This is a genomic window from Desulfitobacterium sp. THU1 (genome assembly GCF_038181555.1).
Lineage (GTDB): Bacteria > Bacillota > Desulfitobacteriia > Desulfitobacteriales > Desulfitobacteriaceae > Desulfitobacterium.
In genome coordinates this window covers 1-14,942 of the sequence record NZ_JBBWUA010000002.1, presented here as the reverse complement: position 1 = coordinate 14,942, position 14,942 = coordinate 1, and the positions used below count along the sequence as shown (strand labels likewise).

The following is a 14,942-nucleotide window of genomic DNA, read 5'->3' as shown; positions in this document are numbered from 1 at the left end:
TAATCAAAATGCAGGAAATAATAAGAAAATGTCGAAGATGGTTCAAGTTAAGAATGAAAAAGAGTATGAGTGAATTAAGGAGGTTCCACAGTGCAACAGGAAGTATTTGAACGTTCGATTCAGGTCGGAGGCCGAACCATGACCTTTCAAACAGGGAAAATCGGCAAACAAGCAGGTGGCGCTATTTTCTGTCGGTATGGAGATACAGTTGTTTCAGCATTTGCGACCGGAAGTTCTCAACCAAGAGAAGGGATTGATTTTTTTCCTTTGACCGTTGAGTTTGAGGAAAGACTCTATGCTGCCGGGAAGATTCCCGGAGGATTTATTAAACGCGAAGGACGTCCCAGTGAAAAGGCTATTCTTTCCGCACGCCTCATCGACCGTCCGATTCGCCCTCTTTTCCCTGAAGGTTACCGCAATGATGTTCAGGTTGTGGCTCAAGTAATGTCTGTAGACCAAGACTGTGCATCGGATATTACGGGAATTAATGCGGCTTCAGCAGCATTAACGATTTCAAATGTTCCCTTTGAGGGGCCGGTAGCTGCCGTGACGGTGGGACTGATCGGGGAAGAATTGATTATTAACCCCACAGTAGAGCAATCCGAAAAGAGTGTGATGCACCTCACTGTTGCAGGAACCAAAGATGCAGTCATGATGGTCGAAGCTGGAGCTCAAGAGGTATCCGAAGCTCTTATGCTGGAAGCCATTATGTTTGGCCATCGAGAAATCCAGCGCATCGCTGAGTTTTTAGAGGATTATCGCCGGGAAGCACTCGAAAAGAATTTGGCTAAGCCCAAGCAAGAGGTTGTAGCCCCACAGCTTCCGGAAGACATTGTCATAGCCGTCAGAGAATTCGCTTATGATAAAATGGATCAGGCAGTTCGTACGGAAGAAAAGAAAGCAAGAGAGGAAGCCATTCGACAAGTTAAGGAAGAGGCCTTAGAACACTTTGCCGAGCAATTTCCAGAGGATACGAAAACTATCAATAAGATATTAGAAGACTTTGTACATAAAATTGTCCGCCGCTTAATTACCGTTGAACATATTCGGCCTGATGGGCGGGCTTTAGATGAGATTCGCCCTATCAGTGTAGATGTTGGTATCTTGCCGAGAACCCATGGCACTGGTCTGTTTACACGGGGGCAAACCCAAGTACTCACGGTAGCTACTTTAGGAGCTGTGGGTGATGAACAAATCTTAGACGGATTGGGCCTAGAAGAATCGAAACGTTATATGCATCATTATAATTTCCCTCCCTATAGCGTTGGCGAAACTCGCCCCATGCGTGGACCCGGCCGTCGGGAAATTGGCCACGGTGCCTTAGCAGAACGTGCTCTCGTACCGGTGATTCCCGATGAGAACGAATTTCCTTATACCATTCGTTTAGTATCGGAGGTTCTGGAGTCGAATGGCTCCAGTTCCATGGCTTCGGTCTGCGGAAGCACCTTGTCTCTGATGGATGCAGGAGTTCCGATTAAGGCCCCAGTAGCAGGTATTGCCATGGGCTTGATTAATGAAGAGAATCATATCGCAATTCTGTCTGATATCCAAGGCATGGAAGACCATGATGGAGATATGGACTTTAAGGTAGCGGGAACCAGTCAAGGTGTCACAGCCTTACAAATGGATATAAAAATCAAAGGTGTATCCCGCGAGATTTTGGAGAGAGCTCTTACTCAAGCAAAAGCGGGTCGACTCTTTATCTTGGATAAAATGTTATCCGTAATCGAAAACCCTCGTGCCGAACTTTCTCCTTATGCACCCAGAATCATCTCCTCATCGATTCATCCTGATAAGATTCGTGAGGTTATTGGACCTGGAGGCAAAACCATCAAGAAAATCATTGACGAAACCGGTGTTAAGATTGATATCGAAGATGATGGCCGTGTCTTTATTTCGGCAGTTGATGGCGAAGCCGGTGAGAAAGCCCTTAAGATCATCCAAGCCCTTACGCAAGAAGTGGAAGTTGGGCGAATCTATAATGGTCGCGTAACTCGCGTTATGGACTTTGGAGCTTTCGTAGAGGTCATCCCTGGGGTACTGGGCCTTAACGGTAAGGAAGGACTCGTTCATATTTCTCAACTAGCCCATAACCGCGTTGAGAAGGTAGAAGATGTCGTTAAAGAAGGAGACGAAATCCTCGTAAAGGCTACAGGTATTGATAAACAGGGTCGCTTGAATCTATCACGCAAAGAAGCACTACCCAAACCTAATGGGAATGCCCCCACATAAGAAGGAATAGTTAAAGAAGTCCTTCGGAAATATTCTGCATTCGTCTCCCCTCGCATAACCTTAAAGGAAGGGGGTAGACGAATGCATGTTTTTAGGGTTTCTTTTAAGAATTTAAAGATTTTCGGCCTTGTGCTGATCTTGGCGGTTAGCTTGCTGATTCATCAGCGAGTGATAGGGATAGTGGCGAGCCTTCCGCTACCCATCGAGCAAGTGAAGACTGAGCAAAAAGTCATTGCCCTTACCATCAATGTAGACTGGGGTGGAGAGTATCTACCGGGTATACTGGAAGCCTTAGAGCAACATCATGCCAAAGCCAGCTTTTTCCTTACCGGTCGCTGGGCTAAAAATAATCCCGAACTGGTCAAAGAGATTCAGGCTCGAGGACATGCTATTGAGAATCATGGTTATTCCCATCCTCATCCTGACCAGCTATCGATTCAGGCCAATCAAGAAGAGATCCTCAAGACTGAAAGCATTATTCAAGAGATTACTGGGCAGAAGACCAAGTATTATGCTCCGCCCTATGGTGAAAGAGGAGCCTCAGGTCTCAAAGCAGCTGGAAACCTTGGTTATACCACCATCCTATGGACATTAGATACAGTCGATTGGCGCCCAGAAAGCACCCCGGAGGTTATTACCCAACGGATCGTTGATCCAGCTGTACGATTTGGGATCAAGCCGACCCATTTGGGTGCAATTGTATTAATGCACCCAAAAGAAAATACGGTGAAAGCTTTGCCGAATATTTTAGGACAACTCGCCGATCAAGGATTCCAGTTCATTACAATAAATGAACTGATAACATTGACAGGAGTCGGAAATACTACCTCATAGACTTAAAAGTGAGGTGGTAGAATGGTGAGGCAGAAATGGGCGCAAGCCTTGCTTTGCGTTTTTATTTCGATACTCGGGTTAGGAATCAATGGTGGACCTGTGTTCGCTCAAACTGAAGAAGTCAATCATGGATTAATTGAGGCCCATTCGATGAGTATTAGTGCAGACGCAGCTATATTGATGGATGCAACTAATGGCGAGACTCTTTATAATAAAAATGCTCATAAACAACGACCACCAGCCAGTACGACAAAAATATTAACAGCTATTCTAGGACTCGAATTAGGAAGACCTGATGAATTAGTTGTTGTGAGCGAAAAGGCGGCCGCGGTTGGTGAATCCACCATTCATTTGGACCCTGGGGAGAAGATACTCCTCTATGAACTGATTACTGGAGCCATGGTGAAATCAGGAAATGATGCCTGTGTGGCAATTGGGGAGCAGATTGCCGGAACTGAAAAAGATTTTGTACGGCTTATGAATCAAAAGGCGTTTCTGATCGGGGCTAAAAACACCCATTTTGTCAATACCAATGGCTTGCCTAACAAGAATCACTATTCAACAGCCTATGATTTGGCGCTTATGGCACGTTATGGGCTACAAATCCCCGCCTTTACCTCGATTACACGACTAAAAGAGACGGAGATTCATTTTATTGAGCCTGATTTTTTTATGAATTTAAGAAATACCAATAAATTATTATGGAATTACCCCTATACTGACGGAGTGAAGACAGGGACCACCACTGCGGCAGGCAAGTGTCTAGTAGCAGCCGCGACCAAGGATGGCCGTCAGCTGATTGCTGTGGTTCTAAATGCCCCGAATCGCTTTGGAGACGCCCAAAAGTTATTGGAATGGGGCTTTTCAAATACAGAAACGATTACGATCGCTCAAGCAGGAGATGTTGTCGATGTCTCTCGGGAGGGCTCTGAGCCCTTAATGGCATTTGTGCAGCAGCCCTTGCAGGTAAGTGTCCTTAAGAAAGATGAGGAGAAGCTAGAAAAGAAAATTCAATGGACAAGGGATTCTCATCTCCCCATTGACGGTGGCGAAGAAATCGGCGTTTACGAGGTGTGGTTAAACGAGAAAAAGTTAGGTAGCACACCATTGTATGCGGAATGTCGAGCGGAGATATTTGACGGCTGGGATCTAAAAGGGAGACTGACGAATCTCATAGAGGGGAAGTGAAGAGAGTGTATCAAAAAACGGAATTGCCTAATGGAGTTCGCATCATCACAGAGGAAATCGATTATGTACGTTCAGTCGCAGTGGGAATATGGGTAGGAGCAGGCTCTCGTGACGAGAGAGCAGGATATGAGGGAATATCTCATTTCATTGAGCATATGTTCTTCAAAGGAACGAAGAATCGCACGGCTAGAGATATTGCTGAATCCTTGGAAGCCGTGGGGGGACAACTTAATGCCTTCACAACCAAGGAGTATACCTGCTACTATGCCAAGGTTCTCGATGATGATATAGATTTAGCTATGGATGTCCTCAATGATATGTTTTTCGAATCCTTATTCGATGAAAGCGAAATCGAGAAAGAAAAACGAGTCGTTATTGAAGAAATAAAGATGTATGAGGATTCTCCTGATGAAATTATCCATGACTTGTTTTCCGATTATGTGTGGAATGACCATCCTTTGGGAAGGCCGATTCTAGGAACCGAGGAAAGCATCAAGGAGCTAAGTCGGGAAAAAATCCTAACATACATGGACCAACATTATGCGCCAGATAATCTGGTCATTGCTGTTGCCGGGAAAATAAAGCATGATGAAGTCTTAAAGAAACTTGTTCCCCTATACGGAGAGTTTAAACGGGGAGGAAGAAGAGTATTAGAGGGTACACCTAAGGGTAAACAGGTTCAAAAAATGATTACCAAGGATACAGAGCAAATGCATCTGATCCTAGGTGTTCCGGGATTAGGTCAAGAGGACGAGGATCTTTATCCCATGCATATCATCAACAACATCTTAGGGGGTGGGTTAAGTTCTCGATTGTTTCAGGAGATCAGAGAACAGCGGGGAATGGCTTATACTGTTTTCTCCTACCACTCCACTTATGTGGACACAGGATTGTTTGCCATTTACGCTGGGACAACCCCTTCTAATTCTCAGGAAGTGGTGGAATGCGTGCTAGCAGAGATTTTAGATATGAAGAGGAATGGCATCACTCAGTCTGAGCTTGATCGAACAAAGTCGCAAATCAAAGGTGGATTATATTTAGGCCTAGAATCTGCGAACAGTCGGATGAGTCGTTTGGGTAAGACTGAATTAACCTACAACCGAATCATCTCACCGGAAGAAGTCGTCGAGAGACTGGAACGAGTAACCTTGGAGGATGCCCAAAGGATTGTGAATCGCTTGTGGAAGAAGGACAGCATCAGCCTCCTTATGTTGGGACCGGAAGGCCATGAAGTTAGTTTGGAAGATATCTATAAAAAAATCGGCTGGACAGAAGATTGAAACAAAAGTTCAGGTAGGAGAATACCCTGCCTGAACTTTTAATCTAGAATGTTGAAGTGTGCAGTTTAGAGACACGGAGGTAAGGATATTGGGTACAATTACTGTGAAAATCACCAGCGTGAGAAAGAATAAGTCAATGAATGTCCCCAAATACGCAACACCGGGAGCAGCGGGAGTCGACCTTCGGGCCGCACTAGACGAGGAACTGGTTGTTGAGCATGGACAGATTGTAACGATACCGACCGGGATAGCGATTGAGCTTCCCCATGAGGGAGTCGGAGCCTTTGTTTTTGCTCGCAGCGGCCTTGCCTTAAAATACGGCTTAGCCTTAGCCAATGGCGTAGGTGTTATTGATTCAGACTATCGGGGTGAAATTCAGGTCGCCGTGATTAATCACGGCAAAGATTCCTTTACCGTGAAAGATGGGGATCGTATTGCCCAAATGGTTTTTCTACCTGTGTTTATCGGAAACTTTGAGGTTGTAGAGCAGTTAGATGAATCCTTGCGGGGAAGCGGAGGGTTTGGGTCGACTGGTGTTTCTGGTTAACGCCGGACATAAGAAAATTATTGATCGAAAGATTAAAGTTCTAGTGAGCTTGAACTTGTCATACAAATCCCATAGAGGGGGTATGGCTATGCAAGTCCTAGGACTTTTTTTACTTAGTGTAGGTATCTTCGCCTCGCTTCGTTCTAGGCGGTATCTACTGATGTGGCGTTCAGAGAACAGATCGAGCTTACTATCGGCTTCAATAACCCAGTTAGTAGGCACAGCAGGGGGTATTTATCTTTCCCTTGAACTCTTATTTTCCTTTTTAAGAATTCCGGAAGATTGGTGGAATCCATCCACCTTTGTTGTAGAGCCCCTCGCCGTTTTTTCTCTCGTCCTAGCCATTCTGCAACCCTTTGTCATACAGTTGTGGCTAAAAGTAAGGAAATAGGAGGAGATAAAATGCTATTGAGTGATTTGGCAGGAAAAGAAATTATCAATCTGCATGATGGTTCAAAACTTGGTTTAGTGGGAGATGCAGATTTGGCTATAGCAGCAAGTGGGTCCATTGAAGCCATCATCCTTACCTCCCGCTCAGGGTTTGCAGGTTTTTGGGGAAACCCCAATGATCGGGATCGAGATCTGCTCGTTATTCCTTGGGATTCCATTAAAAAAGTAGGTGCAGAGGTTATTATTGTGGATATGAGTAGTAGAACAGAGCGAATAAACAAATATTCTGTTTGACATGAATACGTTAATTAACTAAAATAGTAAAAAAGGTTGAACAACCCCGAATCGCCATAGGCAGCGGGGTTGTTGACTATAGGTATGGCTCTTAGGGGGGGTTAGCATTGAAGAAAATCCGGGTTTTTGTTTCTGGAGCCGGTGGAAAAATGGGAAAAGAGGTTATGCGTACGATCCTAAATCAAGGAGATATGCTCCTTGTAGGCGCATCCGATGCGCGTCAACAAGGGAAGGATATTGGCGAGGTTCTTGGCGTTGCTCCCCTAGGGATTGAAATATCTGGTCCTCTAGAAGTGGCCCATCTTCGCGAAGCTCAAGCAGATGTGATGGTGGATTTTACAAATCCGCAATCAGTTTTAAAAAATGCCAAATGCGCATTATCTGCTGGAGTGATTCCTGTTTTGGGCACGACGGGGTTAGATGAAGCCGACATTGTCGAAATTCGTGATCTTGTGGATCAAACGAAAGTCGGAGCCTTTATCGCTCCGAATTTTGCTATTGGTGCTATTCTCATGATGCGCTTTGCTCAAGAAGCGGCAAGATATTTTCCTAATGTTGAAATCATCGAATTACATCATGATCAAAAATTAGACGCGCCTTCAGGAACTGCTCTAAAAACTGTAGAGTGGATATCAGAAGTCAGAAAACCTTTAGTGCAGGGACATCCAAACGAGTATGAAAAAATTAAGGGTTCTCGGGGTGGCGATGTGGAAGGCATCCATATCCATTCGGTGCGGCTGCCTGGTTTTATAGCTCACCAAGAAGTTATTTTTGGCGGCCTTGGACAAGCCTTGACCATTCGCCATGATGCATTTTCGCGTGAAACCTATATGCCTGGTGTTATGGTGGCTATTCGCAAAGCAACCCAGATTACAAAATTGGTCATAGGACTTGAGAATTTTCTTGAATAGGAATTGATATCGGGAACCGCACTTAACTTTCCCTCATATACTGGATAGTAGTCATGGGACACAGTCTCAAAGGGGGCTTAAAGATGAGTGCGGGTTTAACAGGAATTCGAGTAGCTGTAATTGGAGGGGATGACAGAGAAATTTATATGATCCCAGAGCTGCAAAAGCTTGGTGCCTACATAGTCGGGGTCGGATTTGAAAAGGCAGCTCCGTTGGAAGGAGTAACTTTACTTTCTTCACCTATTGAAGCGGTGGCGAAGGCGGATGTTTTACTTTTTCCTATGTATGGCACTGATGAACGTGGCGGGGTCAAAGCCAAGTATTCGGATTCACCTATTGTGCTGAACAAGGAATTTTTGAAAGAGGTTCCACCCCATGTGACCCTTTTTATTGGCTGGGCTCGGCCCGCTTTGAAGTCTGCAGCAGAGTTGTTGGGGATTCAGGTAGTGGAGACTGCGAATCTCGACCAACTTGCAATTCTTAATTCCATTCCATCGGCAGAAGGGGCCATTCAAATGGCTATGGAAGCATCACCTCTAACAATCCACGGTAGCGAGTGCTTTGTGCTCGGCTTGGGAAGATGTGGATGGACGTTAGCCCGGACGTTAAAGGGGATGGGAGCTCATGTCACAGGGGTCGCCCGTAAACCTGCGGATTTAGCAAGGGCGATAGAAATGGGGCTCGAAGCAGTTCATTTTTCTGACTTGGAGGATAGGGTTGGGAAAGCAGATATGATTTTCAACACCGCCCCCCATCTGATCCTTGACAAAGCACTGCTAGAACAATTGAATAAAGAAGCGGTTATTATTGACATTGCTTCAATTCCTGGAGGCACGGATTTCGAATACGCGAAGGTTTTAGGCATCAAAGCCTTGCTTGCGCCTGGTTTACCTGGTAAGGTTGCTCCCAAAGCAGCAGGAAAAATATTAGCTCAAGTTTACCCGCAACTTATTCTTCGCCACCTGACCACAAGTATGAATACTTCTTTAAAGTTAAGAAGTGGAGGTGACGAAGTATGAAATTAGACGGGTTGAAGATTGGTTTTGCAGTCACAGGCTCCCATTGCACCTTACATGAAATCACTGAGGTCATGCGTAAGATGGTCGAAGAAGGAGCGGATTTGACTCCCATCATCTCCTTCGCTGTAGATACAATGGATACACGGTTCGGCAAGGCTGAAGATTGGAAGAGCAAATTTGAAGAAATAACGCAAAAGAAAATAATCCAAACCATTCCGGATGCGGAGCCGATCGGGCCCCAGAAAAAATTTGACTGTCTGCTCATTGCACCATGTACTGGAAATACATTGGCGAAACTAAGCAATGGAATCACAGATACACCGGTGCTTATGGCAGCGAAAGCTCATCTTCGTAACCAAAGGCCCTTAGTGATTGCCATCTCAACTAATGATGGACTTGGCTTAAACGCAAGGAACATTGGAACACTTTTATGTACAAAAAATTTATTTCTCGTCCCATTTGGGCAGGATAGCCCAGCTACAAAAGCGAATTCATTAGTGGCGCATATGGATATGATTCCAGATACAATCCTTATGGCCTGTGAAGGAAAACAAATTCAACCTATTTTAGTTGATTATCACTAAAACTCAGACGGATCGCCTTGATTATGGTGCTGTGCTTTTAGGACAGCACCATTTTCATACATCCGCCGAAGAGATCTAAGGAGGATCATTTATGCCGAATGTTGCGATTGTTGGTGCTACAGGTGCAGTTGGACAAGAGTTCTTGAAGATTCTTGCCGAGAGGAACTTTCCGGTGGGAGAATTACGCTTGTTAGCGACGAAGCGTTCCGCAGGTAAGACTATGGTTTGGCAAGGAAGAGAGATCGAAGTTCAAGAAACAACTCATGATAGCTTCAAGGGGATTGACATCGCCTTATTTGCCGGAGGTTCATCCAGTACGGAATATGCTCCCTCGGCAGTGAAGAGCGGAGCTGTGGTCATTGACAACAGTAGTGCCTATCGCCTTGACCCTGATGTTCCACTGGTTGTGCCTGAGGTCAATCCGGAGGATGTAAAATGGCATAAAGGGATTATTGCAAATCCAAATTGCTCGACAATTATTATGGTCGTAGCCATGAAACCGATATTTGATCTAGCAGGAATTAAGAGAGTGGTCGTATCTACTTATCAAGCAGTTTCTGGAGCAGGTCGCGAGGGGATCGAGGAATTGGAAGATCAGGTCCGCAGTTGGGCAAACGGAGATGAATTAAAGAATCACACCTTCCCCTATCAAATCGCGTTTAACGTCATTCCACGGATTGATGTGTTCCAGGAGGGAGACTATACAAAAGAAGAGTGGAAGATGGTCAAGGAGACCCAAAAGATATTCCATGTAGATGATATGGCTATTACAGCAACCACAGTTCGTGTGCCTGTTCTAAGAAGTCATTCTGAGTCCATTAACATAGAAACAGATAGAAAAGTTGCTATTGAGGAAGTTAAGACGGCCTTGCAGAATGCCCAGGGGGTGATCGTAGTCGATAATCCGGCTGAAGATCAATATCCCATGCCTTGGTTTTCCTCTGATAGTGATGAAGTCTATGTAGGGCGTATTCGCCAGGACTTTTCAATTGAGAAGGGAATCAACCTCTGGGTTGTCGGTGACCAGATTCGCAAAGGTGCGGCAACCAATGCCGTACAGATTGCAGAACTTTTATTATAAAAAATCAAATAAAAATTTAATAGATAGCTTTTGGCGTCAGGAGGAGTTCAGGTGCGTGTTTTAGTCCAAAAGTTTGGGGGAACATCGGTATCTAGTGCTGAACGTCGTGCTCAAGTTGCTGCAAAAGTCTCTGAAGCAGTGCAAGAAGGGTATTCACCAGTGGTTGTGGTGTCTGCCATTGGACGCAGTGGTGATCCATATGCAACGGATACCTTTATCAATCTGGTGAAAGGGATTGCGGTTGACTCTCCTAAGCGAGAAATGGATTTACTCATGAGCTGTGGAGAAATAATATCTGGAGTTGTTTTGACCAGTACTCTAAAGAATTTAGGTCTCGATGCCGTGTTATTAACCGGAGGGCAAGCGGGGATCATTACTAACAATTGTTTTGGCGATGCTCGTATTATTCGTGTAGAGCCTAAGAACATTCTCAATCAGTTAGAGGCAGGACGCATTGTCGTTGTCACGGGATTCCAAGGAGTTACGGAAGATGGTCAGATTACTACATTAGGCCGCGGGGGAAGTGATACCACAGCCGCTGCCTTGGGGGTAGCGTTAAATGCTGAGAATATTGACATCTATACCGATGTGGAAGGGATTATGACCGCCGATCCACGCATTGTTGAGGATGCCCGTATCCTAGATGTGGTAACCTATAACGAAATCTGCCATCTCGCCCATCAGGGAGCAAAGGTGATCCACCCCCGTGCCGTCGAAATTGCTATGCAGCGTAATATACCCATTAGAATTAAATGTACCTTTTCAGATGCACCCGGTACCTTAGTAACCTGTATGCAACCGGACATGGGTGTCGGAACAGATATAACAGGGGATCGAACGACTACAGGAATTGCTCATACACCAAACGTAACCCAAATTAAGGTGCCTACCCTAGATACTCCCGATCAATTGCAAGCCAATAAACAGATATTTAAGGGTATGGCATTGGCAGACATCAGCGTAGATTTTATCAGTGTTCAACCAGAGGGTGTGTTGTTCACAGTGCCTGATGATTTAGCTGAAAAAGCTGTAAAGATTCTAGAAAACTTAGGATTCAAGCCTTCAAGTGTACCAGGATGTGCCAAAGTATCTGTGGTTGGGGCTGGTATTGCAGGCGTACCAGGTGTCATGGCTGACCTAGTGCACGCATTATCGGATGCGGGAGTTCGTATTCTCCAATCTGCAGACTCCCATACTACAATTTGGGTATTAGTGAATAAAGAGGATATGATTTCGGCTGTGCAAGCACTCCATAATAAATTTCTATTAGGCACATGACGAAAACAAGTAAATGAGGAGCTGAAAAGTATGGCCTTAAATAGAATTATGACGGCAATGGTCACTCCCTTTGATGAGAAATTGGAAGTTAATTATGCTGAGGCAGAGAGATTGGCTCTTTATCTCATAGAACATGGCTCTGATGGGATTGTCGTTTGCGGTACTACGGGTGAATCGCCAACAGTTACGGCTGATGAGAAGCTTGAACTTTTTAGAGTGGTAAAAAAAGCAGTGGGCAATCAGGCTACAGTTATTGCCGGAATTGGTTCGAATACTACAGAAGGTAGCATCAGTCTGGCTCGTAAAGCCGAAGCCACGGGGGTTGATGGACTTATGGCTGTAGTACCTTACTATAACAAGCCTTCGCAAGAGGGTATGTACCAGCATTTTCGTGCTATTGCCGAGGCCACAAGCCTGCCCCTGATGATGTACAACATTCCTGGGAGAACCTCTGTTAATCTATTTCCGGAAACAGTGCGCAGACTCAGTGAAATTCCCAATATCACATCCATAAAGGAAGCTGCCGGTTCCATGGACCAAGTCAGCGAACTTAAACGGGTTTTACCGGATGACTTTATTATTTATAGTGGGGATGATTCCTTAACCTTACCCATGCTGGCTTTAGGTTGTAACGGAATCATTAGTGTTGCAGCACATGTAGTCGGCGATGAAATGAGAAAAATGGTCGAGGCTTGGTTTGCTGGTGACCTCCAAACTGCGCTTCAGTGGCATTTGAAACTTATGCCCATGTTTAAGGGGGTATTTGTCACTACGAATCCTGTTCCTGTAAAATATCTATTAAGGAAAGTTGGTATTAACGCCGGTGGAGTTAAACTTCCACTCGTTTGTGCATCTCCTAAGGAAGAAGCTTTCTTAGATAACCTTTATCTAGAAATTAAAGGATAATGTCAGCAGTTAGACAACTTATTATTAATGTGAGATATGAGCAGAAATTTACCGTTTTTTCGGTTAAATTTCTGCTTTTTCATACTCTTGTTATTCCTTAATATATTAGCTATAATAAGACGAATGTATTGTGCGGTGAGTTTAATATTATTTCACGGAATACTGGCGAGTACCAAGGGCGTTGTATTCGTTACGGCATTTCGAATCTTTTTGTTCCATTTTTGTGGAATAAAAGATTAGTTCATTAATTGGCACAATAAAGCTATCATAAGGTAAAATATGGCGGAGGTGTAAAGGTTTGCCAAAGGAACATAAAGTTCAGATTATCCCTTTAGGCGGTTTAGGCGAGATCGGCAAAAATATGACCGTGATTCGCTACGATAATCAAATGATCGTCATTGACGCGGGTTTAGCTTTTCCTGAAGAGGAAATGTTGGGAATTGACGTTGTCATACCTGATTACTCCTATTTATTAGAACATAAAGAAATGGTTCAAGGAATTTTAGTAACGCATGGTCATGAAGACCATATTGGTGCTTTACCTTATCTTTTAAGGGATTTGGATGTCCCTCTTTATGCCACTCGATTAACTTTGGGCATCATTCAATCAAAATTGAAAGAAAAACATTTGAACGACATAAATGCAACAGTCGTTCAACCCAGAGACACAGTTAAAATAGGTGTTTTTAAAGTGGAGTTCTTAAGTGTCAATCATAGTATTCCAGACGCGGTAGCCATAGCAATTCATACTCCTCTAGGAACTATAGTCCATACCGGCGATTTTAAAGTGGATCATACGCCGGTCACAGGAGAAAAGATTGATATTCATAAATTCTCTGAGTTGGGAGACAAAGGAGTCCTTTGTCTAATGTCCGATAGCACGAACGTGGAGCGACCTGGTTTTACTAAGTCTGAGCGAAGCGTTGGCCACATGCTTGAGGAAGCATTCAAAGGAGCCATGGACCGAATCATCATTGCCAGCTTTGCTACCAATGTGCACAGACTACAGCAGGTGATTACAGCGGCCTATAATACCAACCGTAAAGTAGCAGTCGTGGGACGAAGTATGATCAACATCGTGACGATAGCCTCTGAGTTAGGCTATCTAAAAGTTCCCGAGGGTACATTAGTCGATGTGGACGAAATTGTCAACTTACCAGGTAACCAAGCCTGCATACTAACCACTGGCAGTCAAGGCGAACCGATGTCGGCATTGACACGTATGGCCATGAGTGACCATCGGCGCATTGAGATACAACCAGGGGACACAGTCATCATTTCCGCTAACCCGATTCCGGGCAACGAAAAATCCGTATCAAAAACAATCGATCTCTTGTTTAAATTAGGGGCTAATGTAATCTATGAATCTTATCAAGGGATGCATGTTTCCGGGCACGCTAGCCAAGAAGAATTAAAGCTTATGCTCAATATGATTCGCCCCCAATATTTTATCCCTGTTCATGGCGAATATCGCATGCTTATTAAGCATGCGGAGCTAGCTGAACAATTGGGAATTGCTAGAGAGGGTACTTTCGTTGCCGATAATGGCACGATTATCGAATTCACTCGCCATGGAGCAAGCATTGCCGGAAAGGTACAAGCAGGTAAAGTGCTCATCGATGGGCTTGGGGTTGGTGATGTCGGCAATATTGTGCTGCGCGATCGTAAGCAGCTTTCTCAAGATGGGATATTGATTGTGGTGATGACTATTAGCCGTGCTTCAGGTGCAGTGGTCGCTGGTCCGGATATAGTGACCCGTGGTTTTGTCTATGTGCGTGAATCAGAATTAATGCTTGACGAGGCAAAAGAAAAGGTAAGGCAGACCATGTCGCGCTTAAGAGATAATCATGTAACGGAATGGGCGATTCTAAAAGGCCAAGTCCGTGAAACTTTGAGTAAACATTTTTATGAGAAAACTCGCCGCCGTCCCATGGTCCTACCCATTATCCAAGAAGTCGAGTAGTATATCTCTGTATGTAGATGAGAGAGCTGATAAGGCTCTCTTTTACTTATCTATAGAATAAGTATGGTAATGAATATTCTGGTATCTAGGTGTGAATAATAATGGAGGTTCGGATTCGGATGATAGTTAGAAGCTAGAGAGACAAACAAACAGTATCACGAGCTTAAAAACCTTATCTAAAAAATAGTTGACAAGAGATGCACTCCAGTGGTACTATAACAAAGTTGCCGCTGGGGAAACCCCAACCGGTAAAGCAAGAAAAAATAGATTCTAAAAAAGATATTGACTTTCAAGTCAAACTCTGATAGAATCTATAAATGTCGCCACTGAGTGCGGCGGCGCCGAAAAGCGCCACCAAGAGTGACGAAAAGAAACCAAAGATGGTCTTTGAAAACTAAACAACAAGGAACAGCCAATGACTCGTCAAATGAGTAA

The 14,942-nt window shown here is 44.4% G+C and carries 14 protein-coding genes; all 14 read left to right on the top strand.

Features of this window, described 5'->3' with window-relative positions:
• Nucleotides 1-90: 90 nt before the first annotated feature.
• The 14 genes from AAC978_RS02340 to AAC978_RS02275 all read left to right on the top strand — a co-directional run bounded on the left by AAC978_RS02340 (nucleotide 91) and on the right by AAC978_RS02275 (nucleotide 14,507).
• Nucleotides 91-2,232, top strand: coding sequence for a polyribonucleotide nucleotidyltransferase (locus tag AAC978_RS02340; RefSeq protein ID WP_341546367.1), 2,142 nt, complete (start codon nucleotides 91-93; stop codon nucleotides 2,230-2,232).
• An 81-nt stretch (nucleotides 2,233-2,313) separates the two neighbouring features.
• A complete protein-coding gene (locus AAC978_RS02335; RefSeq protein WP_341546366.1) occupies nucleotides 2,314-3,066 on the top strand; it encodes a polysaccharide deacetylase family protein in 753 nt (250 codons plus the stop codon).
• A gap of 21 nt (nucleotides 3,067-3,087) precedes the next feature.
• The gene (locus tag AAC978_RS02330; RefSeq protein WP_341546365.1) at nucleotides 3,088-4,254 is read left to right on the top strand and encodes a D-alanyl-D-alanine carboxypeptidase family protein; all 1,167 of its coding nucleotides are present in this window, start codon (nucleotides 3,088-3,090) and stop codon (nucleotides 4,252-4,254) included.
• 5 nt (nucleotides 4,255-4,259) lie between these two features.
• Entirely contained in the window at nucleotides 4,260-5,534 is a 1,275-nt protein-coding gene (locus AAC978_RS02325; RefSeq protein WP_341546364.1) for a M16 family metallopeptidase, read from the top strand.
• A gap of 88 nt (nucleotides 5,535-5,622) precedes the next feature.
• Entirely contained in the window at nucleotides 5,623-6,081 is a 459-nt protein-coding gene (gene dut, locus AAC978_RS02320) for a dUTP diphosphatase (protein WP_341546363.1), read from the top strand.
• An 88-nt stretch (nucleotides 6,082-6,169) separates the two neighbouring features.
• Nucleotides 6,170-6,472, top strand: coding sequence for a hypothetical protein (locus AAC978_RS02315; RefSeq protein WP_341546362.1), 303 nt, complete (start codon nucleotides 6,170-6,172; stop codon nucleotides 6,470-6,472).
• 11 nt (nucleotides 6,473-6,483) lie between these two features.
• Nucleotides 6,484-6,765: a YlmC/YmxH family sporulation protein gene (locus AAC978_RS02310; RefSeq protein ID WP_341546361.1), complete on the top strand. Its 282-nt coding sequence runs from the start codon at nucleotides 6,484-6,486 to the stop codon at nucleotides 6,763-6,765.
• 107 nt (nucleotides 6,766-6,872) lie between these two features.
• Complete coding sequence (gene dapB, locus AAC978_RS02305) at nucleotides 6,873-7,676, top strand: 4-hydroxy-tetrahydrodipicolinate reductase (RefSeq protein WP_341546360.1); 804 nt, start codon at nucleotides 6,873-6,875, stop codon at nucleotides 7,674-7,676.
• 83 nt (nucleotides 7,677-7,759) lie between these two features.
• Nucleotides 7,760-8,695: a dipicolinate synthase subunit DpsA gene (gene dpsA, locus AAC978_RS02300; RefSeq protein WP_341546359.1), complete on the top strand. Its 936-nt coding sequence runs from the start codon at nucleotides 7,760-7,762 to the stop codon at nucleotides 8,693-8,695.
• A complete protein-coding gene (locus AAC978_RS02295) occupies nucleotides 8,692-9,279 on the top strand; it encodes a dipicolinate synthase subunit B (protein WP_341546358.1) in 588 nt (195 codons plus the stop codon). The genes dpsA and AAC978_RS02295 overlap by 4 nt, the downstream gene beginning before the upstream one ends.
• Nucleotides 9,280-9,370: 91 nt before the next feature.
• Entirely contained in the window at nucleotides 9,371-10,360 is a 990-nt protein-coding gene (locus tag AAC978_RS02290) for an aspartate-semialdehyde dehydrogenase (RefSeq protein WP_341546357.1), read from the top strand.
• A 51-nt stretch (nucleotides 10,361-10,411) separates the two neighbouring features.
• Complete coding sequence (gene dapG, locus AAC978_RS02285) at nucleotides 10,412-11,638, top strand: aspartate kinase (RefSeq protein ID WP_341546356.1); 1,227 nt, start codon at nucleotides 10,412-10,414, stop codon at nucleotides 11,636-11,638.
• Nucleotides 11,639-11,668: 30 nt separating this feature from the next.
• Nucleotides 11,669-12,544: a 4-hydroxy-tetrahydrodipicolinate synthase gene (gene dapA / locus AAC978_RS02280; protein ID WP_341546355.1), complete on the top strand. Its 876-nt coding sequence runs from the start codon at nucleotides 11,669-11,671 to the stop codon at nucleotides 12,542-12,544.
• A gap of 298 nt (nucleotides 12,545-12,842) precedes the next feature.
• The gene (locus tag AAC978_RS02275) at nucleotides 12,843-14,507 is read left to right on the top strand and encodes a ribonuclease J (protein ID WP_341546354.1); all 1,665 of its coding nucleotides are present in this window, start codon (nucleotides 12,843-12,845) and stop codon (nucleotides 14,505-14,507) included.
• Nucleotides 14,508-14,942: the final 435 nt, after the last annotated feature.